Below are 20,347 nucleotides of genomic sequence, written 5' to 3' on the forward strand. Positions count from 1 at the left end.
CTCCACTATTACCCCGCGTGATCGATTCGCCACATCCGCGTTCTGGTAAAGATCGCCAAAAAGCGGATGACCTCCACAAAGGAGGACACCCGCTTCGTTGGTCCGGCTCAGTGCGAGAAGTTGCCCCGGTAGTACTGGAACACGAACCCGATCATGGCCATGATGATCGCGAACAGGCCGATCAGGAACATCCAGAAGCCGATCACGAACCCGGCGAAGGTGAAGGCCGCCGCCAGACAGAGGAACAGCGGCCACCAGCTGCTGGGGCTGAAGAAGCCGATCTCGCCGGCGCCGTCGCTGATCTCGGCCTGCTTGTCGTCCTCGGGCTGGTTGCCGATGCGCCTGGCCGTGAACATGAGGTAGTAGCCGATCATGAACGCGAAGCCGACCGAGATGGCCATGGCCGTGGTGCCGACCGGCTCACCGACTCCGGTGGCGGCCTTGGTCCAGAACCAGTAGGCGATGTCGACTCCGGCGAAGAACAGACCGCACAACAGGAACAGCCAACCCTGAACTCTCATCAGGCCTCCACCTCCTGGGCGGACTTCGCGGTTACATGCGGGTAGTGCAGGTCGAAGGCGGGACGCTCAGACCGGATGCGCGGCAGCGAGGTGAAGTTGTGCCGCGGCGGCGGGCAGGAAGTCGCCCATTCGAGCGAGCCGCCGAAACCCCAGGGGTCGTCGACGGTGACCTTGGGCGCGGTGCGCCAGGTCTTCCAGACGTTGTAGAAGAACGGCAGCGTCGAGGCTCCCAGCACGAACGCGCCGATCGACGAGATCATGTTGAGGTCGGCGAACCCGTCGATCGCGCTGTAGTCGGCGTAGCGGCGGGGGAAGCCGAGAACGCCGAGCCAGTGCTGGACGAGGAACGTCGCGTGGAAGCCGACGAACAGCAGCCAGAACTGGACCTTGCCAAGCCGGTCGTCGAGCATCTTGCCGGTGAACTTGGGCCACCAGAAGAAGAACCCGGCGAACATCGCGAACACCACGGTGCCGAAGACCACGTAGTGGAAGTGGGCGACGACGAAGTAGGTGTCGCTGATGTGGAAGTCGAGCGGCGGCGAGGCCAGGATCACGCCGGTCAGGCCACCGAGCAGGAACGTCACCAGGAAGCCGATGGAGAACAGCATCGGTGACTCGAAACTCAGATGGCCCCGCCACATGGTGCCGATCCAGTTGAAGAACTTCACGCCCGTCGGCACCGCGATGAGGAACGTCATGAACGAGAAGAACGGCAGCAGCACCTGCCCGGTCGGGTACATGTGGTGCGCCCAGACCGTGATGGACAGGCCCGCGATGGCGATGGTCGCGGCGACCAGGCTGATGTAGCCGAAGATCGGCTTGCGGCTGAACACCGGCAGGATCTCGGTGATGATGCCGAAGAACGGCAGCGCGATGATGTAGACCTCGGGATGGCCGAAGAACCAGAACAGGTGCTGCCAGAGCAGTGGCCCGCCGTTGTCGATGGCGAAGATATGGGTGCCGAACTTACGGTCGGCCTCCAGCGCCAGCAGCGCGGCGGCCAGCACCGGGAAGGCCATCAGCACGAGCATGCTGGTCAGCAGGATGTTCCAGGTGAAGATCGGCATCCGGAACATCGTCATGCCGGGCGCCCGCATGCAGATGATCGTGGTGATGAAGTTGACCGACCCGAGGATCGTGCCGAGACCGGACAGCGCCAGACCCATGATCCACAGGTCACCGCCCAGGCCCGGCGAGTAGACCGAGTCGGACAGCGGGGCGTAGGCGAACCAGCCGAAGGAGGCGGCGCCGTTGGGGGTGAAGAAGCCCGAGACGGCGATGATGCTGCCGAACAGGTAGAGCCAGTAGCTCACCATGTTGAGCCGGGGGAACGCCACGTCGGGCGCGCCGATCTGCAGCGGCATCAGCTCGTTGGCGAAACCGGCGAACAGCGGGGTCGCGAACATCAGCAGCATGATCGTGCCATGCATGGTGAACAGCTGGTTGAACTGCTCGTTGCTGGTGAACTGCAGCCCCGGCTGGGCCAGCTCGGCACGCATGACCAGCGCCATGATGCCGCCGATCAGGAAGAACGCGAAGGACGTGATCAGGTAGAGGTGTCCGATGATCTTGTGATCGGTGGAGGACAGCCACTTGGCGATCACCCGGCCCTTGGGAGTGGGCTTGGCCGTCGTCGCGAGTGGTTCTTGGATGGCGGTCACTGGGCACTTCCAGCCTGGGTCGCGATGTACTGGTCGAACTCAGCCTGCTTGACGAGCTTCACGTTGAACAACATGCGGCTGTGGTCGACACCGCACAGCTCGGCGCACCGACCGGCGTAGACGCCAGGCTTGTCGAGCGTGGTGATCTCGAACACGCGGCCCTTGTTGTTCTCGGGGACGCCGGGGATGACGTCCCGCTTGAACAGGAAGTCCGGCACCCAGAAGGAGTGGATGACGTCGGGGGACTCGAGCTCGAACTCGATCTTCTTGCCCACCGGCAGGACCAGCTGGGGGCCGGCCGTGTAGTCGCTGACCGGCTGGCCGACGACGGGCTGCAGCGTCTTGCCGCCGACCGTCGTCGTGAAGCGCCAGCTCCACTGGAACGCCTCGACCTTGACCTTGACGTCCGGACTGCCGGAGACGAACTCCAGGTCGCGGCTGTCGCGCGCGGTGAAGAAGAAGAACACCGACACCATGACCAGCGGGACCAGGGTGTAGAGCATCTCGATCGGCAGGTTGTAACGAACCTGCGGCGGAAGCTCGGCCTTCGCCCGTCGCTTGGTGTGGAAGATGCACGCCCACACGATCAGCCCGATGACCACGCCACCTGTGGCGAGTGCGGCGATCCAGGCACCGTTCCACAGACTCTGGACCAAGTCACCCTGGGTGGTGATGGGGTCCGGAAGGAGGCCACGAGACCAGTCGGCCTCGGGAATGTCATTAGCACACGCCGTAACGGAGGCCAGCAGCAACGCCAAAGCGGCGGCGCGCGGCACTCCGCGCCGGGCCAACGAACGCCGTGTCGAACGGCGAGTCGGACTCACGGATCGCCTACCCCACAAGTGAAGCCCAAGAGTCACTCTTGGGCGCTCGTATTTCCAAATGCACAGCTGATTGCTGACACATTAGCGCGCAAGGGCCCCGCCCCTCCGCGCGCCCCCTCGATGGCGCGCCGGGAGTGGGACCATAGGTCACGTGGCGTACTTCGACGCGGCCTCGACCGAGCCGCTTCACCCCCAGGCGCGCGAGGCGCTCCTGGCGGCGATCGACGTCGGCTGGGCCGACCCCGCGAGGCTGTACAACCAGGCCCGCCGTGCTCACCTGCTCCTGGAGCAGGCCCGCACGGAGGTGGCCGAGGCGCTCGGCGCGCGCCCGGACGAGATTTCGTTCACCTCGTCCGGCACCCAGGCCGTGCATCTCGGCGTCCTCGGCACCCTACACGGCAGGCGGAGGGCCGGGCGCCATCTGGTCACGAGCGCGGTCGAGCACTCCAGCGTGCTGCACGCCGCCGGGGTGCACGAGCGCGACGGCGGCACGGCCGAGACCGTGGGGGTGAGCCTGACCGGACGGGTCGACCTCGACGCCTTCGCCGCGGCCGTGGCCGGGCACGACACCGCGCTGGCGTGCCTGCAGACGGCCAACCACGAGGTCGGCACGCTGCAGCCGGTCACCGAGGCGGCCGAGATCTGCCGGCGGCACGGCGTGCCGCTCCTGGTGGACGCGGCGCAGACGGCGGGCCGGATGCCGATTCCGCCCGGCTGGTCGGTGCTGACGGCCAGCGCCCACAAGTGGGGCGGTCCCGCCGGGGTGGGCGTGCTGGCGGTGCGCAAGGGCACCAGGTTCCGCTCGTTCCTGCCGGAGGACGAGCGCGAGCGCCGCCGCGTGCCCGGGTTCGAGAACGTTCCGGGCATCGTCGCGGCCGCGGCGGCCCTGCGGGCGATGACGGCGGAGGCGGCGCAGGAGTGCTCGCGCCTGTCGGCGCTCGTCGACCGGATCCGGGAGACCGTACCCAAGATCGTCCCTGATGTGGAGGTGATCGGTGAGCCCGTGGACCGGGCGCCGCACATCGTGACGTTCTCCTGCCTGTACGTCGACGGCGAGGCGCTGCTGACCGAGCTGGACAAGGCAGGGTTCGCCGTATCGTCCGGAAGCTCGTGCACCGCTAGTACGCTTCGTCCATCGCACGTTCTGGAAGCGATGGGCGTGCTCACCCACGGTAATGTCCGGGTCTCACTGCCCAGGGGCGCGTCCGCGGCGGAGGTCGACAGGTTTCTCGCCGTGCTGCCCGGCCTGGTGCGGCGGATCCGTCAGGACGCAGGAGTCGAATGACAGAGGTTACTCAGCCGGCGTTGACGATCGACGCGCTCGGGAAGAAGTGCCCGATCCCGATCATCATGCTCGCGGAGCAGATCAACCATGTGCCGCTCAACGCCGTGGTCTCGGTGCTGGCCGACGACCCGGCGGCCTACACCGACGTCCCCGCCTGGTGCCGCCTGAAGTCCCACCGCCACGTGGGCTCCTACGAGCTGCCCGGCGGCGGCTGGGCCATCCACGTACGGCGCAACTACTGAGACTTGGCGGCCCCGGAATGCCGTCCGAGTTCGTGGCAGGCCGTCCGATCTGGGTACGACCTCCCCTGGGGACATCACCGACTTCCAGGGGGAAACCAGATGACCACGGGACATTCACACGAGACCGCCCGTGACCTGATGCATCCGGGCGCTGAGTGCCTGCCCGCGCACGAGACGCTGGACCGGGCGGCGCAGCTGATGCGCGACGGCAACGTCGGGGCGCTGCCCGTCTGCGACTCCGACGGCCGCGTGACAGGGATCATCACCGACCGCGACATCGTGGTCAAGTGCGTGGCCGAGGGGCACGACCCGGCCAACGTGCGCGCCAGCGAGCTGGCCGCCGGGCTGGTCTCGGTGTCACCCGACGCCACGGCCGAGGAGGCGCTCACCCTCATGGAGGAGCACCGGATCAAGAGGCTGCCCGTGATGGAGAACGACCGCATCGTCGGCATGATCAGTGAGGCCGACCTGGCCAGGCACCTGCCGGACGACCAGCTCGCGGAGTTCGTACACCGCGTCTACGCGAGCCCCTGAGCGATCGATCTCCCCGCCGCGCCGGGCGCGGCGGGGAGACACGCGTTCAGGCGTGGTGGCAGCGGACGACCGCGGCCACCTCGGCGGCGGCGTCGGCCCCGTAGGCCGCGCCGAAGCGCTCAAGGAAGACCTTCTGCCCGAGTTCGTACTCCTGGCCGCCGACGCGCTCCAGCACGTGGGTGGCCGTCAGATTGCCGACCTGGCCGCACCGTTCGAGAGGCAGGCCCCACGCCAGGCCGGCCAGGAAACCGGCGCGGAACGCGTCGCCGACGCCGGTCGGGTCGGCCTTGCCCCGCTCGGGCGCGGGGGCCACGTGCAGGGCCGGCTCACCCTGGCGTTCGATGACCGCCCCCTTGGGACCGAGCGTGGTGACGCGGACACCGACGCGGGACAGGATCTCTCCGTCGGACCAGCCGGTCTTCTGCTCGATGAGACCCTTCTCGTAGTCGTTGGAGAACAGGTAGGCGGCGCCGTCGACGAGGTCGCGGATCTGCTCGTCGGCCATGCGCGCCAGCTGCTGCGAGGGGTCGGCGGCGAACGGGATGCCGCGCTGGCGGCACTCGTCGGTGTGGCGCAGCATCGCATCGGGGTCGTTGGGGCTGATCAGCACCAGGTCGAGCCCGCCCACGCGGTCGGCGACCGGCCCGAGCTCGATGAGCCGCGCCTCGGCCATCGCCCCGGTGTAGAACGAGGCGATCTGGTTGTGGTGGTCGTCGGTGGTGCACAGGAAGCGCGCCGTGTGGTGGGTGTCGGAGACGTGCACCGAGACGCAGTCGACACCATGGCGCTCCAGCCACGAGCGGTAGTCGGCGAAGTCGTCGCCGACCGCCCCCACCAGGATCGGGGTCAGGCCCAGGCATCCCATGCCGAAGGAGATGTTCGCCGCGCAACCACCGCGGCGGATCTGCAGGTCGTCGACCAGGAACGACAGGGACACCCGGTCGAGTTGCTCGGCGATGAGCTGATCGCCGAAACTCCCCGGGAAGGTCATCAGTTGGTCGGTGGCGATGGAGCCGGTGACGGCGATGCGCACGGGATTCTTCTTCCTCGTTGTCAGCAGGCCAATTGAGCCTCACGAGGATACGGGAAGGTCCCGCCCGCACAAAGGCGAACGGGACCCGCCACGACGTGGTCTAGTTGAAGGAGTCGCCACAGGCACAGGACCCCGTGGCGTTGGGGTTGTCGATGGTGAACCCCTGCTTCTCGATCGTGTCGACGAAGTCGATGGACGCGCCCATCAGGTAGGGGGCGCTCATCCTGTCGGTGACCACGCTCACGCCGCCGAAGTCGGACACCACGTCGCCGTCCATCGAACGATCGTCGAAGAAAAGCTGGTAGCGCAGGCCGGAGCAGCCGCCGGGCTGCACGGCCACGCGCAGCTGCAGGCTCTCCTCGCCCTGCTGCTCGAGCAGGCTCTTGACCTTCGCGGCGGCCGCGTCGGTCAGGATCAGGCCCTGCGTCGTGGTCTCGCTGCTCTCAACCGCCATCTGCTGACTCCCTAACCCGGCTGTCTGTTTCCGACGTCCTACTTAGACGCTACCAACACCAGCCGGTCGTCTAACATTCCCCGGCCCAGTGACCCGAAATAAACCGCCCGCGACCATGTGCCATGATGGAATCGTCACTTCGACGATAAGGGGGTACGGCCATGGCCACCCAGACTGGACTGCCGCTCTTCGTTCTCGGCCAGGACGCCGATCCGCACTCCGAGAAAGGCGTGGACTGCCCGGGCGAGCTGCCGCCCGCCTCCGACCCCGGACTGGTGGAACGGGTGCGCAAGGCCAAGGAGGCGCTCGGCGACCGGCTGTTCGTGCTGGGCCACCACTACCAGCGTGACGAGGTCATCCAGTTCGCCGACGTGACGGGTGACTCCTTCAAGCTGGCCCGGCAGGCCGCCGCCCGGCCGGACGCCGAGTTCATCGTCTTCTGCGGCGTGCACTTCATGGCCGAGTCCGCCGACATCCTCACCGGCGACTCCCAGAAGGTGATCCTGCCCGATCTGGCCGCCGGCTGTTCGATGGCCGACATGGCCACGTTCGACCAGGTCGAAGAGTGCTGGGAGGCGTTTGAGGACGCGGGCCTGGCCGATCAGGTGATTCCGGTCACGTACATGAACTCCAGTGCCGACATCAAGGCCTTCTGCGGCCGCAACGGCGGCGCGGTGTGCACCTCCTCCAACGCCCGCCGGGCCCTGGAGTGGGCCTTCGAGCAGGGAGACAAGGTGCTGTTCCTGCCCGACCAGCACCTTGGGCGCAACACCGCCGTCCTGGAGATGGGCCTGTCGCTCGACGACTGCGTGGTGTGGAACCCGCACCGCCCCGGCGGCGGTCTCACGCGCGAGCAGCTCGACCGTGCGCGGATGATCCTGTGGAAGGGCCACTGCTCGGTGCACGGCCGCTTCACGGCCGAGTCGGTCGACGACGTACGCCGGCGCATCCCGGGCGTCAACGTGCTCGTCCACCCGGAGTGCCGTCACGAGGTGGTGCTGAAGGCCGACCACATCGGCTCCACCGAGCACATCATCGCCACGCTCCAGGCCGCGCCGTCGGGGTCGAGCTGGGCCATCGGCACCGAGCTCAACCTGGTCAAGCGGCTCGCCCGGATGTTCCCCGACAAGAACGTCTCGTTCCTCGACCGGACGGTCTGCTACTGCTCCACGATGAACCGCATCGACCTGCCGCACCTGGTGTGGGCTCTGGAGTCGCTGGCCCTCGGCGAGGTGGTCAACCAGATCACGGTCGACGAGGACACCACGCACTGGGCGAAGGTCGCCCTGGACCGCATGCTGGCCCTGCCGTAGGCGCCGCCTATTCGCCGAAGGCGTAGACCACCCGGACGCCGACCGTCAGGGTCTGGCGTCCGGGGCTGACCGACGGCTGGGCCTCGGCGGCCATCGTCGAGTAGGCCATCGGCTGTGGTCCGCCCCGCATCTCCTCGGTCACCGAGACCACCCGGCCGAGCGGCCGTCCCGCCAGCTCGGCGTACTGGGCCGCCTTGGCCGCGGCGTCGCGGAACGCGCGCACCCTGGCCCGGCCGAGCGTCTCGGCCGGATCGGACAGCTCGAACGCCACCCCGCCCAGCCTGGCCGCCTCGCCCACGCCCGCGACGGTGTCGATCACCCTGTCGGCCCGCGACAGGTCACGCACCACCGCCTCGACGCCCTGCGCCGCCCGGTAGGCCGAGACCTTGGGGTAGGCGTCGTACTCGGGGCCCAGCGACAGCTCGCTCGTGCGCAGGTCGTCCGCGGCGATCCCGGCCGCCCGCAGCGCCTCGGACAGGCGGGCCGCGGCGGCCCGGACGGCGGCGAACGCCTCTCCCGCCGTGGACCGGCGCACCTCGACTCCCGCGCTCAGCCGCATGACGTCGGGCGCGGCGGAGACGGAGCCCTCGCCGTCGACGGCGATCTGCTCGTGTTCGGTGTTCACGTGCACCCCCACGGGATCATAGGACGGTCAGAGTGTGCCCCTGGTGTAGCCCACCGAGACGTGAAGCCCCGGCCGCAGGGCGGCGAGGTCCGGCATTCCACCCCCCAATATGGCGTCTTTTTCGCCATTGTGGTGGGTGCGCCGTCCTACGTCCGCCCTCCACGACCGCATGTTCCGTCTGTCCGGAGGGGCCGGACGTGTCGTCCCCTTTCCGGTCCGTGCGTCAGCGGCCTCAGACCGCGTCGACGATCGCGCCGGGATCGTCGAGCTCCACGTGGCGTCCGGAGCCGGGCAATCGGACGAGCTTGGCGTCCAGCTCGCCGGCCAGCCGTTCCCCGTACGGGTCCTTCGGCCCCACGCTGATCACCGTCACCGGCACATCGGGCATCGGGTGATCGGCGCGGACGGCGCGCAGGTCGGCGGCCATGCCACGGCAGGCCAGCCACTCCCCCACCACCGCGGCCAGCACCGGCCCACCGCCGTGGACGCGGTCGCGGTCGTCGAGGCCGGTGCGCAGCCGATGGACGGCAGGGCCCAGCAGCCGCGCGACGGCGGCGGCCCCCCACGTGCGGCCCAGGACGGGCAGCCAGCGGCCGAAGGCCTGGCCCAGGACCGTACCGCACCGCCCGTCGCCGGCGGGGCGGGGGGCGACGAGCACCAGCTTGGAGACGCGCATCGGGTGCAACCGGGCGAACGCCTCCGCGTGCCAGGCGGCCACCGAGTGGGCGACCACGGTGACCTGGTGGGGATGGGCCGGGGCCAGCGCGGCCAGCCGGGCCGCCTCGCCGTACAGGGTGAGGGGGGTGGGCGAGGCCGGGCTGAGCCCCAGGCCGGGACGGTCGAAGCGGATCACCCGGTGGCTCCGGGCCAGTTCGGCGGCCACCCGGTCCCAGTGGAACCAGGCGCCCGCGAGGCCGGCGGAGACCAGCACGGCCGGGCCGTTCCCCTGCTCGATCACGTGCGGCCTCGCACCGCGATCCGTGGCTGCGGGACCGTCGGCGGACGAGGGCGGGTCGGCGGTGAGGAGGCGGAGGGCGACGTACACGAGCCAGACGGCGAGCAGCGCGACCTGGGCGCGCTGAGCCAGGCCGGTCAGGTAGCCGGTCGCGGTGGCGATGATCGCGAGCCCCGTGACGCCCAGGGACAGGCCCGTGAGGAGCCAGGCCGGCCACGTCCGCCAGCTCAGGCCGAACAACGCCATGACGGCCAGGACGGCGACGGAGGCGAGCACGCCGACGACGGCGTGGATGTGGTGCGACCACGACAGCGCGCTGTGCTCGCAGGCCGGGTCGCTCAGCACCGCGCAGTCGAGGGGGAACACCCCACTCATGATCAGCAAGCCCCCGAGGACGGCGAACGCCAGCCAGCCGGGCCACTCACGCCGGGCGCGGGGCACCAGCGCCACCCCGGCCAGACAGGCCACCCCCGTCAGCGCGTCGGCTGAGCGGAACAGGCGGGTCCACGGCTGGTCACGGGCCGCCAGCTCGCTGATGTGGCCCGCGATCCGGTCCACTTCGGGGCTGGTGAACTGGCCGGTCACCCACGCACTGGACAGCACTGCGGCGACAATGAACGCAGAAGCCGCAAATCCCACCAATCTTCGCTCCACGCGATCATTAGATCACTATGCGTATTTAGAGCCCCGGGGCACCCCATACTGGGAACCATCGCCCCAGATCCTCCTCAAGCGGAAGCTCGGTGGAAAGCACCCCCCTGACCTGGAGTTCGAGCGCGTTGTCGCGGCGCTGCCCGGGAAGCGGGGCGAACGGATAGAAGGTGCCCCTCTTGTAGAGGTAGACGATCGCGAGCCGCCGCCCCTCGGGGTCGGCGAACGACGCCAGCGAGCAGAGCAGCGACGGGCCGAACCCGGCGCCCTCCAGCGAGGAGTTGACCGCGTGCAGCTCGGTCACCAGGTCGGAGAGGGCGTCCGGCGGGCGGCGCACCTGCAGCCAGGTGTAGCCGTAGTCGTCGTCGATATCCTCGACGCGCTCGCCGAGCAGCGCCTTCACGTCGCGTTCGAGGGTGGCGAAGGCTCCTCCCTCGGCGGCCCGGAAGGCGACCGAGCCGAGCCCGGTGGGCTCCAGGCCGGTGGCGGCCTGCAGGGTCACGGCGGCGGACGGGAGCGCGAACAACGCGTCGAGGTTGGGCTTGACCGGCTTGGACCGGCCGAACAGAGCGTCGAGCCAGCCCATGTCAGCCCCTTCCGAGCTGGGCGGAGATCTTCGAGAGCTGGTCCAGGCGGCGGTCGAGCGGCGGGTGGGTGGAGAACAGCGCGGCCATGGTCGCGCCCGGCGCGAGGGCGGGAGCGAAGTAGAAGGCGTTGAACGGCTCGGCCTCACGCAGGTCACGCGTCGGGATGCGGGCCATGTCGCCACTGATCTTGACCAGGGCGCTGGCCATGGCCGACGGCCGCTGGGTGAGCAACGCGCCCGCCCGGTCGGCGGCCAGCTCCCGGTAGCGCGACAGGGCACGGGTGAGCAGGAAGCTGACGGCGTAGACCACGACCGACACCAGCATGATGATCAGGCCGATGGGCAGGCCGCCCTGGCCGTTGCCACGCCGGGAGCCGAGGCCCGAGTAGAGGGCGACCCTCGTCATGAGGCCGGCGAGGATGCCGAGGAACGAGGCGATCGTCATGACCGCCACGTCGCGGTGGGCGACGTGCGAGAGCTCGTGGGCCAGCACCCCTTCGAGCTCCTGGGGCTCCAGGCGGCGCAGGATGCCGGTCGTCACGCAGACGACGGACTTCTTCTGGTTGCGGCCGGTGGCGAACGCGTTGGGGACGTCGGAGTCCGCGATCGCCACCCGCGGCTTGGGCATGTCGGCCATGGCGCAGAGCCGGTCGATCATGCCGTGCAACTCGGGAGCCTGCTGCGGCGAGACCTCCCGCCCGCCCATCGCGAACAACGCGATGCGATCGGACAGGAAGTACTGCACCAGCAGCACCACCACCGCGATCAGCAGCACGGTCACCGCCTGAGCGCCCAGGGCGATCAGGACGCCGACGAACACCACGTAGAGCAGGCCGAGCAAGAACATCGTCACGAGCATGCGGCGGGTCAGGCCGCTGTCGGACGCGAACCGGGAACTCATGTCTAGCCCGGAATCAGGCCCTGATCGCCCAGCATCTCCCGGACCTCCTCGATCGAGGCGTCCGCAGGGGGAAGGATCAGCTCTGACGGCTCAAGACTGTCGTCGGGCAGCGCCTTGCCGACATGGCGCACCTTGTCGAGCAACGCGTGCAGCTTCTCGCGGAAGACGGCTTCGTCATCGGTCTCGATCGCCGTCTCCAGCTCGGTGTCGAGCTCGTTGAGGACGCCGATGTCGTCGGCCGAGATCTCCACCTGCCCCTCGCCCATGATTCTGACGATCATGCGCCCTCCCCCGGCTGGCGCAGCTGCTGCGTCGGCTGCTGTTGCTGCTGCTGCTGAGGCTGCTGTTGCTGCTGAGGCTGCTGCTGGCCCTGCTCGATGGCGCCCTGCGGAGCGGGGCCCTGACCGAGCTCGGACTTCATCCTGGCCAGCTCCAGCTCGACGTCCATGCCGCCGCCCATGCGGTCGAGCTCGGCCTGGATGTCGTCGCCACGGGTGCCGCTGTAGTCGTCGAGCGCGCCGCTGGCGAGCAACTCGTCGATCGCGCCGGCCCGCGCCTGCATCTGCGCGGTCTTGTCCTCGGCACGCTGGATGGCCAGGCCGACGTCGCCCATCTCCTCGGAGATGCCGGAGAACGCCTCGTTGATGCGCGTCTGCGCCTCGGCCGCGGTGTAGGTCGCCTTGATGGTCTCCTTCTTGGTGCGGAAGGAGTCGACCTTGGCCTGCAACCGCTGGGAGGCCGTGGTCAGCTTCTCCTCCTCGGCCTGCAGATTGTCATGCTGGATCTTCAGGTCGCTCATCTGCGTCTGCAGATTGGACCGGCGCTGCAGCGCCTCACGAGCCAGGTCCTCACGCCCCACGGACAGCGCCTTGCGGCCCTGCTCCTCATAGCGCTTCGCCTGCTGCTCAAGACCGTTGATCTGCAGCTCGACCCGCTTACGCGAGGTGGCGACGTCCGCCACGCCCCGACGCACCTTCTGCAGCAACTCGAGCTGCCGCTGATAGGAATAGTCGAGGGTCTCGCGTGGATCCTCCATCTTGTCCAAGGCCTTGTTGGCCTTGGACTTGAAGATCATTGAAAGTCTCTTCATCACGCTCATGCGCGTCGGCCGTCCCCTTCTTAGGTCGTGCTGGTGTTCACCCAGTGCAGCGCAGCCGCCTTGGGATTACCCTACGCATAACGCACGAGGGCGTCACTAAGTTGCAGTCCAGGTAGGGTTGGCATCGTGTTGCGACGCCGTTCCCAAACCTCCGTGGACGACTCCCCCGTCCCCATTGACGATCCTAAGCCCCAGGGTAAGGGTCGTCCCACACCCAAGCGCCGAGACGCCGAGAGCCGAAGGCGCCAGCCGGTCACGGCCCCCAAGGACCGCAAGGAGGCCTACCGGCAGTCCCGCGCCAAGCAGGCCGCCGAGCGTGAACGGGCCCGCAAGGGCATGCTCGCCGGTGACGAGCGCTACTACCCCGCGCGCGACAAGGGCCCGGCGCGCAAGTTCGCCCGTGACTGGGTCGACTCGCGCCGGCTGCCGAGCCAGTACTTCCTGCCGTTCTCGATGCTCATCCTGCTGGCGACGTGGGTTCCGTGGCCCGCGGACATCAGGCCGCTGATCCTCAGCAGCGTGATCACGATCGGCTGGCCGATCATGATGGTCGGCGTCCTGTTCACCTCGATCTACGTGGCCTGGCGGATGAAGCGGCTGGTGGCCGAGAAATACCCGGACGAGAGCCTGCGGGGCGTCGGCTTCTACGCCGCGATGCGCGCCCTGCAGATCCGCAAGCTGCGCTTCCCGCCTCCCACGGTGCTGCCGGGCGGCAAGCCCGTCCCGCCGAAGAAGTAGCGCCGAGCCTCACCTCGGCGGCGTCCAGCGCAGGACGCCGCGCGTCACCCGCGGCGTCCATCCGGCGACCACGCCGCCCCGCTCCAGGGCGTCGGCGGTGGCGCGCAGGAGCGCGTGATAGGACGGCATCGCGGGAGACGTCCTGCCCGTGACCAGGTCGTCCCAGCCGACGCCGCCCGTCCGCGAGTCGATCAGGCCGTATCCCCTGTCGGAGCGGTACGCGAACGGGATCATCCTGCCGTTCCACCGATCCTCGAGCGGCCCCTGGCGCAGGTCCGCGGAGTCGCGACGGCACAGCTCGCGCCAGCGGTCGCGGATGTCCCGGACGCTGGACGAGGGCGCGGTGGCGCCCAGGCCGAACGCTCCGGTGCCGTTGTGGCGCAGCAGCGAGGCGCGCAGGTCGTCGGGGAGGTCCAGGCCCATCTGCGCTTCGGCGATCGCGATCGTCCGTGCCCGGCCCGGCCGGCCGAGCGTGGCATGGGTTCGCGGCGCCCGGGTCTCCAGCCAGCGCTCGATGCGCCGCCACTGCCGGTCGACGGCCCTCTTCACCTTCGGATCGACCGGGCGCACCACCACCGGGCGGCGTCCGGGAGCGCACGCCGGATCGGGCGCGGAGGCCGATGACGTGGAGGCGGGCGGCGCGGTGGCGGATGGCGCGGCCGATGACATGGGCGATGACATGGGCGATGACATGGGCGATGACATGGCCGATGGCGTGGAGACGACCGGATCCGGAGCGACGGGATCCGCGGCCGGCTCTGGAGCGTGCTCGGAGGTCGGTTCGAGGGCTTTCCCCCACACCTGCTCGCCCGACGTCGCCACCCGGGTGGAGAACACGAGGACCGCCACGGCGAGCGCGCTCACCCCGAACAGCGCGGGCCAGGTCCGCCTCGTCCGCCGCACCGGGCGGCGGGGCAGGCCGGCGGGGATGACATCCCCCTGCTCCTGCTCGGTCCGCCCGTGCTCCGGCAGGCGGGCACGGCGGCGCAGCCGTACCGCTATCGCGGCCAGGATCGCGCCGGTCAGCGCCAGCCGTACGAGCTTCACCACGTCGGGCACCTTATCCCGAAACGGATCAGCTGACCGCTTAAGGTCGGTACATGGAATTCCGTCACCTCGGTCGTAGCGGTCTCAAGGTCAGCGAGATCAGTTACGGCAACTGGCTCACCCATGGCTCCCAGGTGGAGGAGGACGCCGCCAAGCAGTGCGTCCAGGCCGCCCTCGACGAGGGCATCACCACGTTCGACACCGCCGACGTCTACGCCGCCACCAAGGCCGAGGCGGTGCTCGGCCGGGCGCTGAAGGGCGTCCGCCGGGAGTCGCTGGAGATATTCACCAAGGTCTACTGGCCGACCGGGGCCGGGCCCAACGACCGTGGCCTGTCCCGCAAGCACATCACCGAGTCGATCAACGCCTCGCTGCGCCGCCTGCAGACCGACTACGTCGACCTCTACCAGGCGCACCGTTTCGACTTCGAGACCCCGCTCGAAGAGACCCTCAAGACCTTCGACGATCTCGTACGGCAGGGCAAGGTGCTGTACGTCGGGGTCAGCGAGTGGACCGCCGGCCAGATCGCCGAGGCGCTGAAGATCGCCGACGAGATGGGCTTCGACCGGATCGTGTCCAACCAGCCGCAGTACTCGATGCTGTGGCGGGTCATCGAGACGGAGGTCGTGCCGCTGAGCGAGCGCGAGGGCGTCGGCCAGATCGTCTGGTCGCCGATCGCCCAGGGCGTCCTCACCGGGAAGTACCTGCCCGGCCGGCAGCCGCCCGAGGGCTCGCGGGCGACCGACCCGGGCGGCAGCGCCATGATCTCCCGGTTCATGAAGGACGACGTGCTGACCAGGGTGCAGGAGCTCAAGCCGATCGCCGCCGACCTCGGGCTGAGCATGGCCCAGCTGGCGGTCGCCTGGGTGCTGCAGAACCCCAACGTGTCCAGCGCCATCGTCGGCGCCACCCGGCCCGAGCAGGTGCGCGACAACGTGAAGGCCGCGGGCGTCAAGCTCGACGCCGAGGTGCTCGGGCGGATCGACGACGCGCTCGGCCCGATCGTGGAGCGGGACCCCTCCAGGACCGTCAGCCCCGAATCGCGCCCGTAAACTCCGCCGAACGAAAACCCCTTGAGTCACGACACGACTCAAGGGGTTTTTCTAGGTGCTCTGTTCACTCCGGACGCAATGACAATCCCGTGTATTCGACGCGTTCCTCTTCCAGGAGAGCGACCTGCTCGACACCGAATTCGAGCAGCTCACGCCAGTTTTCGCCGATCCAGGACTCCGCGTCGGCCTGGCTCGGAAAAACCTCTCGGGGCAACGGCCGATCTGTCACCTCACCACCATGCGCATTTTCATAACGCCACCGCCATGTCATGCATACGCTCCTTTTCCGCGGGTTCGCCGGCGCACCCTCCGACGGCACTGGCACCCTACTCCCGAGCCTGGAGGTCGATCGATGCCGCGCGCGTTCCGTGTCGCCGCGGGTGCCGCCCTCGTGACGGCCGCCTTCCTCTCCTCGCCCCTCCCCGTCCTCGCCTCGGCCGCCGCCCACCCGTCCCGCTGACCGCCGTTCCGAGGGGGTTTGTACGATCGGCGCGGTGAAGGTACTTCTCGCCGGTACGGCGGGCCCCGCGGGCTGGCCGGCGCCCGGCTGCCGATGCGCCTCGTGCGCCCGCCCGCCGTCGGCGCACCGGCGGCCGTTCGAGCCCGTCGTGGACGGCGTGGCCGGGTTCCCGTTCCGCGACCTGCCGGGCGGCCATCGGTCGTTCGCCGGCGGGCACGGCCTGACCGGGCCGGACGGCGCCCGGCTGCTGTACGTGCCGGCGGGACGGACGCCGCTGGACGTGCCGGCGTGCGACCTCGTGCTCGCCGACCTGCTCGACGGGCCGGAGCGGCTCGGGCTGCTGCGGCGGGCGGGAGTGGTGGGCGAACGCACCCAGGTGGTGGCCGTGGGCGTCGACCATCGCGTCAGGTCGGAGGAGGAGCTGGCCCGGCGGCTGGCGCTGTGGGGGGCGCGGGCCGTGCCCGACGGGACCACGATCGACACCGGCCGGCCGCCGCCCCTGGTGGCGCCCCCGCGCAGGACGTTGCTGCTGGGCGGGTCGCGGTCGGGCAAGTCGGCCGAGGCCGAGCTGCGCCTGGCGGCGGAGCCGTACGTGACCTATGTGGCCACCGGGCCGCGCGGCGAGGGCGACGCGGAGTGGGCCGCGCGGGTGCGCGCGCACCGGGAGCGCAGGCCCGGGCACTGGGAGACGCTGGAGACCGTCGACCTGGCGCGGGCCGTCCGCGAGGCCACCACGCCGCTGCTCGTGGACGGGCTCGGCACCTGGCTGGCCGCGGTGTTCGACGAGCACGGCGCCTGGGAGGGCGACCGGGCGCCGGTCTGGCGGCGGTGCGACGAGCTGGTGCGGGCGTGGCGGGACGCGGCGCGGCCGATCGTGGCGGTGTCCGACGAGGTGGGCATGGGCGTGGTGCCCGCCACGGCCGGCGGGCGGACCTTCAGGGACGCGCTCGGCCGTCTCAACGAGCGGCTGGCCGCCGAGTCGGAGGACGTGGCCCTGGTCGTCGCCGGCCGCCTCCTGCCGCTCTGAGAGCCCGCGGAGCGCCCCGGGGCCCGCCTGGGTCATGGGCGGCGCGGGACGGCCTGAGCGTACGCCCCCTGGCCGCCCGGCTCAGGGGCGGACGGCCCGGGCGTACCAGCGGCCGTCGAGCCGGTCCACGTGCAGCGGACGGCCGAAGCAATCGGACAGGTTGGACGGGGTGAGGACGTCCGCCACGGGCCCGGCCGCCAGGACGCGGGCGTCGCACATGAGCATGGCGTGGGTCGTGGTCGAGGGCACCTCCTCCAGGTGGTGGGTCACCGTGATCGTGGTGAGCACCGGCCTGGTCTCCGCCAGGTCCTCGACTGCCGCGATGAGGTCCTCGCGGGCGGGCAGGTCGAGCCCGGCGAACGGCTCGTCGAGCAGCAGCACCGCCGGATCCGGCATGAGCGAGCGGGCCACCCGGATCCGGGCGCGCTCGCCCTGGGAGCACACCCGGAAGGGGCGGTCGGCCAGGTCCTTGCAGCCGAGGTCGGCCAGCAGCCGCAACGCGCGCTCGTGCTCGGCGTCGCCGTACCTGTCCCAGAGCGGGGCGCTCGTCCCGGTGTGCCCGGTGAGCACCACGGTGTGCGCGGTCGCGCCCTCCTCCTCCAGCAGCTCCTCGTCGATCAGCCGCTGGCTGGAGGCCACCAGGCCGATGTGGCGGCGCAGCGACCGCACGTCGACCCGGCCGAGCCGGTGGCCCAGGACGCTCACCGTGCCCTCCGTCGGGTGCCGCACGGCGGCGGCCAGCGAGAGCAGCGTCGTCTTGCCGGCGCCGTTGGGGCCGAGGATCGCCCAGTGCTCGCCGTACTCCACCCGCCAGTCGACGTCGCTCAGCAGCGCCTTGCCGACGACCCGGACACCTACGCCTTCGAGTTCAACCACGTGCATTCGGCCACCCTAGTGGCCCTTAGGATCGACCGTTATGCGGCTTCCTGGGCGGATCTTGGACCTGTTCGGTGACGACGCCGTCTGGTCCGGCGATCACGTGGGCATGCGCGGCGAGACGTTGCGCGTCACGTTCCCCACGGGCGTCTACTACGTGAAGCAGGGCCCGGCCGCGCGCGGCGAGCGTGACCGGCTCGTGTGGCTCAGGCGGTGGATGACGGTGCCGGAGGTCGTGGCGTTCGAGGGTGACGCGCTGGTGCTGTCGGACGTGGGCTGGCGCAGCCTGGAGCGCAAGGCGCGGCCGCCCCAGGCGGGCACGATCATGGGACGGGCGCTGCGCGCCCTGCACGGCGTCCCGGTCGGCGAGTGCCCCTTCGACGAGCGGCTCGACGTCAAGCTGGGCCGGGCCCGCGAGCGGGTGGCGGCCGGGCTGGTCGATCCGCGCGACTTCGACGAGGCCCGGACGGGGCTCACGCCGGAGCAGGTGTACGAGCGGCTGGTGGCCGAGCGGCCCGCCGAGGAGGACCTGGTCGTCACGCACGGCGACTTCACCCCGGCCAACGTGCTCGCGCCGCCCTCGGGCGAGCCGGTGCTGATCGACCTGGGCGCGCTCGGCGTGGCCGACCGGCACGTCGACCTGGCCCTCGCGCTGCGCGAGCTGGACGAGCGGTCCGGAGCCGACTTCCTGGCCGCGTACGGGCTCGCCGAGCCCGACCCGCGGCGGCTGGAGTACTACCGGATGCTGGACGAGCTGCTCTGATGCACGGGCTGCGCTTCGCGGTCGGCACGCTCACCGTCTTCCCGGTCCGGGTGACGCGGGTGGACAGCGGGGTGGCGGGCCCGGCCATGCTGCTGGCGCCGGTCGTCGGGCTGGTCCTCGGCGTGGTGGCGAGCGTGCCGCTGCTGCTGCCGGGGCCGCCGCTGCTGGGAGCCGCCCTGGCGGCCGGGACGCTGGCCGTGCTGACGCGCGGGCTGCACCTGGACGGGCTGGCCGACCTGGCCGACGGCCTGGGCAGCGGCAGGCCCGCCGGCCAGGCGCTCGCCGTCATGCGGAAGTCCGACATCGGGCCGTTCGGCGTGGTGACGCTGGTGCTCACGCTGCTCGTCCAGGTCGCCGCCCTGTCGTCGGCCGCTCCCTGGGCCCTGCTGACCGCCTGCGTGACCGGCCGCCTGGCGCTCACCTGGGCCTGCCGGTCCGGGGTCCCCGCCGCCCGCCCCGACGGGCTGGGCGCCCTGGTCGCGGGCACCGTACGCCCGGCCGCCGCCTGGCTCGTCACCCTCGTGGCCCTGGTCGCCGGCGCCGCGCTCGGCCTGGCCGTACCGGCCTCGGGAACCTCGGGGACCTCGGGGGCCGGCCTGCCGGCGGTGGTCGTCCTGCCGCTGGCGACGCTCGCCGGGCTGGTGGCGACGCTGCTGCTGCTCGCCCACGCCCGGCGGCGGCTGGGCGGCGTCACGGGCGACGTGCTCGGCGCGCTCGCCGAGACCGCCACCACGGCCGCCCTCGTCGTGTGCGCCGTCCTGGGCTGACAGCTGCGACGGGTCAGGCGGCCGGCTGCGGCACGCGTACCGGAAAGCGCCTGAGCAGGAGGAACCCCGTCAGGGCGAGCAGGGCCCAGCCGACCAGGCCGGTCAGTCCGGCCACGACCGGATCGGGCGGGGCGGCGGCGTCGCCCAGGAGCAGCAGGGCGGGCGCCACCGCGTTCAGCGAGCCGTGCGCGACGACGGCGGGCCACACGCTGCCCGAGCGCAGCCGCAACCAGCCGAACAGCACCCCGGCCAGCACGCAGAACCCGACGAAGAACAGCGCCGCCCACGGCCCCAGACCGGGATAGTTGTAGCCGAGCAGGGTGAGCGGCGCGTGCCACAGACCCCAGATGACGCCGGAGAGCAGCAGCCCGCCCGCCACGCCGCGCGAGGCCACGAGCCGGGGCAGCAGCCAGCCCCGCCAGCCCCACTCCTCGCCCAGCGACGGGATGGCGTTGAGCAGCGGGCCCACCACCACGGCGATCACCAACTGCGCGACGGCCGCGGTGGACAGGTCGGCGGAGGCCGGCACGCCCTGCGCCCGCAGGCCCGCCCGGAACAGGCTGAGCCCGGCCAGGTCCAGCGAGACGAGCCCGAGCGCGGCGCTGAGCGCGATCGCCAGCGCCACCAGCAGCGGGACTCCGAGCCAGGCGGCCAGCACCAGCAGGCCGGTGCGGCCCCGCCGCTCGCCGAGCGTCAGCCCGGTCTCGCGCGCCCACTGCCGAAACGGCGTCCGTGACACGAGCCAGACGGCCAGCACGGCCACGGACGGCGTGAACATCATCAGCGTGCCCGCGACCGCCGTCGACGGCGAGCCGAGACCGCCGCCGAGCCAGACGGGCAGCGCCGCCAGCCAGGACAGGCCGAAGGCGGCGGCGAGGAAGACGGGAAGGGGCTTCATCGGATCTCCTCGTCCGCAGCGGAACGCGGGCGCCT

Annotated in this window: 24 protein-coding genes; 9 read left to right on the plus strand and 15 right to left on the minus strand. The window is 70.6% G+C overall.

The genetic code is table 11. From position 1 onward, the window contains the following. Positions 1-107: 107 nt before the first annotated feature. From IEY82_RS21235 to ctaC, 3 genes are read right to left on the minus strand one after another with little or no spacing between them, the layout of a single operon-like run. Positions 108-521: a cytochrome c oxidase subunit 4 gene (locus IEY82_RS21235; protein WP_189125928.1), complete on the minus strand. Its 414-nt coding sequence runs from the start codon at positions 519-521 to the stop codon at positions 108-110. After that, on the minus strand, positions 521-2,182 hold the full coding sequence (gene ctaD, locus IEY82_RS21240; protein ID WP_189125929.1) for an aa3-type cytochrome oxidase subunit I: 1,662 nt from the start codon (positions 2,180-2,182) through the stop codon (positions 521-523). The genes IEY82_RS21235 and ctaD overlap by 1 nt, the downstream gene beginning before the upstream one ends. Continuing rightward, entirely contained in the window at positions 2,179-3,006 is an 828-nt protein-coding gene (ctaC, locus tag IEY82_RS21245; RefSeq protein WP_189125930.1) for an aa3-type cytochrome oxidase subunit II, read from the minus strand. The genes ctaD and ctaC overlap by 4 nt, the downstream gene beginning before the upstream one ends. A gap of 151 nt (positions 3,007-3,157) precedes the next feature. Between ctaC and IEY82_RS21250 the strand changes: the two genes are divergently transcribed. The 3 genes from IEY82_RS21250 (at position 3,158) to IEY82_RS21260 (ending at position 5,067) form a co-directional block, all read left to right on the plus strand. Then, positions 3,158-4,291: a cysteine desulfurase family protein gene (locus IEY82_RS21250; protein WP_189125931.1), complete on the plus strand. Its 1,134-nt coding sequence runs from the start codon at positions 3,158-3,160 to the stop codon at positions 4,289-4,291. Continuing rightward, a complete protein-coding gene (locus IEY82_RS21255; RefSeq protein WP_189125932.1) occupies positions 4,288-4,533 on the plus strand; it encodes a sulfurtransferase TusA family protein in 246 nt (81 codons plus the stop codon). The genes IEY82_RS21250 and IEY82_RS21255 overlap by 4 nt, the downstream gene beginning before the upstream one ends. A 99-nt stretch (positions 4,534-4,632) precedes the next feature. Next, positions 4,633-5,067 (plus strand): CBS domain-containing protein, encoded by a 435-nt coding sequence (locus IEY82_RS21260; RefSeq protein WP_189125933.1) that lies wholly within the window; start codon positions 4,633-4,635, stop codon positions 5,065-5,067. A 46-nt stretch (positions 5,068-5,113) separates the two neighbouring features. Here the strand turns inward: IEY82_RS21260 and IEY82_RS21265 are convergent, their stop codons facing one another. After that, on the minus strand, positions 5,114-6,100 hold the full coding sequence (locus tag IEY82_RS21265; protein WP_189125934.1) for a carbohydrate kinase family protein: 987 nt from the start codon (positions 6,098-6,100) through the stop codon (positions 5,114-5,116). A 100-nt stretch (positions 6,101-6,200) separates the two neighbouring features. Next, positions 6,201-6,554: an iron-sulfur cluster insertion protein ErpA gene (gene erpA / locus IEY82_RS21270; RefSeq protein WP_189125935.1), complete on the minus strand. Its 354-nt coding sequence runs from the start codon at positions 6,552-6,554 to the stop codon at positions 6,201-6,203. 161 nt (positions 6,555-6,715) lie between these two features. Here erpA and nadA point away from each other — a divergent pair, with 161 nt between their 5' ends. Next, positions 6,716-7,867 (plus strand): quinolinate synthase NadA, encoded by a 1,152-nt coding sequence (gene nadA / locus IEY82_RS21275; protein WP_189125936.1) that lies wholly within the window; start codon positions 6,716-6,718, stop codon positions 7,865-7,867. A gap of 7 nt (positions 7,868-7,874) precedes the next feature. Here the strand turns inward: nadA and IEY82_RS21280 are convergent, their stop codons facing one another. From IEY82_RS21280 to IEY82_RS21305, 6 genes are all read right to left on the minus strand, one after another. Continuing rightward, the gene (locus IEY82_RS21280) at positions 7,875-8,492 is read right to left on the minus strand and encodes an SIMPL domain-containing protein (RefSeq protein ID WP_225263571.1); all 618 of its coding nucleotides are present in this window, start codon (positions 8,490-8,492) and stop codon (positions 7,875-7,877) included. 232 nt (positions 8,493-8,724) lie between these two features. After that, entirely contained in the window at positions 8,725-10,050 is a 1,326-nt protein-coding gene (locus IEY82_RS21285; protein ID WP_189125937.1) for an alpha/beta fold hydrolase, read from the minus strand. A gap of 76 nt (positions 10,051-10,126) precedes the next feature. After that, a complete protein-coding gene (pspAB, locus tag IEY82_RS21290) occupies positions 10,127-10,684 on the minus strand; it encodes a PspA-associated protein PspAB (RefSeq protein ID WP_189125938.1) in 558 nt (185 codons plus the stop codon). Position 10,685: 1 nt separating this feature from the next. Further along, positions 10,686-11,585 carry a zinc metalloprotease HtpX gene (gene htpX, locus IEY82_RS21295; RefSeq protein WP_189125939.1) on the minus strand — a complete coding sequence of 300 codons (900 nt, stop codon included), beginning with the start codon at positions 11,583-11,585 and terminating at the stop codon, positions 10,686-10,688. Positions 11,586-11,587: 2 nt separating this feature from the next. Next, positions 11,588-11,866, minus strand: a complete 279-nt coding sequence (gene pspAA / locus IEY82_RS21300; protein ID WP_189125940.1) for a PspA-associated protein PspAA — start codon at positions 11,864-11,866, stop codon at positions 11,588-11,590. After that, positions 11,863-12,684 carry a PspA/IM30 family protein gene (locus tag IEY82_RS21305; RefSeq protein ID WP_225263569.1) on the minus strand — a complete coding sequence of 274 codons (822 nt, stop codon included), beginning with the start codon at positions 12,682-12,684 and terminating at the stop codon, positions 11,863-11,865. Before IEY82_RS21305 ends, pspAA begins: the two co-directional genes overlap by 4 nt. A gap of 126 nt (positions 12,685-12,810) precedes the next feature. Here IEY82_RS21305 and IEY82_RS21310 point away from each other — a divergent pair, with 126 nt between their 5' ends. Next, the gene (locus tag IEY82_RS21310; RefSeq protein WP_225263567.1) at positions 12,811-13,422 is read left to right on the plus strand and encodes a DUF3043 domain-containing protein; all 612 of its coding nucleotides are present in this window, start codon (positions 12,811-12,813) and stop codon (positions 13,420-13,422) included. 9 nt (positions 13,423-13,431) lie between these two features. On the opposite strand, the gene IEY82_RS21315 is transcribed toward IEY82_RS21310, so the two are convergent. Then, positions 13,432-14,472: an SMI1/KNR4 family protein gene (locus IEY82_RS21315; RefSeq protein WP_189125942.1), complete on the minus strand. Its 1,041-nt coding sequence runs from the start codon at positions 14,470-14,472 to the stop codon at positions 13,432-13,434. Positions 14,473-14,522: 50 nt separating this feature from the next. On the opposite strand from IEY82_RS21315, the gene IEY82_RS21320 reads away from it, so the two are divergent. Further along, positions 14,523-15,521, plus strand: coding sequence for an aldo/keto reductase family protein (locus IEY82_RS21320; RefSeq protein ID WP_189125943.1), 999 nt, complete (start codon positions 14,523-14,525; stop codon positions 15,519-15,521). A gap of 64 nt (positions 15,522-15,585) precedes the next feature. Here the strand turns inward: IEY82_RS21320 and IEY82_RS21325 are convergent, their stop codons facing one another. After that, positions 15,586-15,792: a hypothetical protein gene (locus IEY82_RS21325; RefSeq protein WP_189125944.1), complete on the minus strand. Its 207-nt coding sequence runs from the start codon at positions 15,790-15,792 to the stop codon at positions 15,586-15,588. Positions 15,793-16,015: 223 nt separating this feature from the next. Here IEY82_RS21325 and IEY82_RS21330 point away from each other — a divergent pair, with 223 nt between their 5' ends. Further along, complete coding sequence (locus tag IEY82_RS21330; protein WP_189125945.1) at positions 16,016-17,008, plus strand: bifunctional adenosylcobinamide kinase/adenosylcobinamide-phosphate guanylyltransferase; 993 nt, start codon at positions 16,016-16,018, stop codon at positions 17,006-17,008. Between the two features lie 81 nt (positions 17,009-17,089). On the opposite strand, the gene IEY82_RS21335 is transcribed toward IEY82_RS21330, so the two are convergent. After that, positions 17,090-17,890, minus strand: a complete 801-nt coding sequence (locus IEY82_RS21335; protein ID WP_189125946.1) for an ABC transporter ATP-binding protein — start codon at positions 17,888-17,890, stop codon at positions 17,090-17,092. A gap of 34 nt (positions 17,891-17,924) precedes the next feature. Between IEY82_RS21335 and IEY82_RS21340 the strand changes: the two genes are divergently transcribed. After that, positions 17,925-18,647: an aminoglycoside 3'-phosphotransferase gene (locus IEY82_RS21340; RefSeq protein ID WP_189125947.1), complete on the plus strand. Its 723-nt coding sequence runs from the start codon at positions 17,925-17,927 to the stop codon at positions 18,645-18,647. Next, positions 18,647-19,414: an adenosylcobinamide-GDP ribazoletransferase gene (locus tag IEY82_RS21345; RefSeq protein ID WP_189125948.1), complete on the plus strand. Its 768-nt coding sequence runs from the start codon at positions 18,647-18,649 to the stop codon at positions 19,412-19,414. Before IEY82_RS21340 ends, IEY82_RS21345 begins: the two co-directional genes overlap by 1 nt. A 13-nt stretch (positions 19,415-19,427) precedes the next feature. On the opposite strand, the gene IEY82_RS21350 is transcribed toward IEY82_RS21345, so the two are convergent. Continuing rightward, positions 19,428-20,312 (minus strand): CPBP family intramembrane glutamic endopeptidase, encoded by an 885-nt coding sequence (locus IEY82_RS21350; RefSeq protein ID WP_189125949.1) that lies wholly within the window; start codon positions 20,310-20,312, stop codon positions 19,428-19,430. Positions 20,313-20,347 lie beyond the last annotated feature (35 nt).

The sequence above is a fragment of the Nonomuraea cavernae genome (assembly GCF_014646355.1).
Taxonomy (GTDB): Bacteria; Actinomycetota; Actinomycetes; order Streptosporangiales; family Streptosporangiaceae; genus Nonomuraea; species Nonomuraea cavernae.

Bases quoted from the DNA above. Each gene is read 5' to 3' on its own strand.
- IEY82_RS21235 (WP_189125928.1), bottom strand. From the start codon at position 521: ATGAGAGTTCAGGGTTGGCTGTTCCTGTTGTGCGGTCTGTTCTTCGCC.
- IEY82_RS21255 (WP_189125932.1), top strand. From the start codon at position 4,288: ATGACAGAGGTTACTCAGCCGGCGTTGACGATCGACGCGCTCGGGAAG.
- IEY82_RS21260 (WP_189125933.1), top strand. From the start codon at position 4,633: ATGACCACGGGACATTCACACGAGACCGCCCGTGACCTGATGCATCCG.
- erpA (WP_189125935.1), bottom strand. From the start codon at position 6,554: ATGGCGGTTGAGAGCAGCGAGACCACGACGCAGGGCCTGATCCTGACC.
- nadA (WP_189125936.1), top strand. From the start codon at position 6,716: ATGGCCACCCAGACTGGACTGCCGCTCTTCGTTCTCGGCCAGGACGCC.
- pspAB (WP_189125938.1), bottom strand. From the start codon at position 10,684: ATGGGCTGGCTCGACGCTCTGTTCGGCCGGTCCAAGCCGGTCAAGCCC.
- htpX (WP_189125939.1), bottom strand. From the start codon at position 11,585: ATGAGTTCCCGGTTCGCGTCCGACAGCGGCCTGACCCGCCGCATGCTC.
- pspAA (WP_189125940.1), bottom strand. From the start codon at position 11,866: ATGATCGTCAGAATCATGGGCGAGGGGCAGGTGGAGATCTCGGCCGAC.
- IEY82_RS21305 (WP_225263569.1), bottom strand. From the start codon at position 12,684: ATGAGCGTGATGAAGAGACTTTCAATGATCTTCAAGTCCAAGGCCAAC.
- IEY82_RS21320 (WP_189125943.1), top strand. From the start codon at position 14,523: ATGGAATTCCGTCACCTCGGTCGTAGCGGTCTCAAGGTCAGCGAGATC.
- IEY82_RS21325 (WP_189125944.1), bottom strand. From the start codon at position 15,792: ATGACATGGCGGTGGCGTTATGAAAATGCGCATGGTGGTGAGGTGACA.
- IEY82_RS21335 (WP_189125946.1), bottom strand. From the start codon at position 17,890: ATGCACGTGGTTGAACTCGAAGGCGTAGGTGTCCGGGTCGTCGGCAAG.
- IEY82_RS21340 (WP_189125947.1), top strand. From the start codon at position 17,925: ATGCGGCTTCCTGGGCGGATCTTGGACCTGTTCGGTGACGACGCCGTC.
- IEY82_RS21345 (WP_189125948.1), top strand. From the start codon at position 18,647: ATGCACGGGCTGCGCTTCGCGGTCGGCACGCTCACCGTCTTCCCGGTC.
- IEY82_RS21350 (WP_189125949.1), bottom strand. From the start codon at position 20,312: ATGAAGCCCCTTCCCGTCTTCCTCGCCGCCGCCTTCGGCCTGTCCTGG.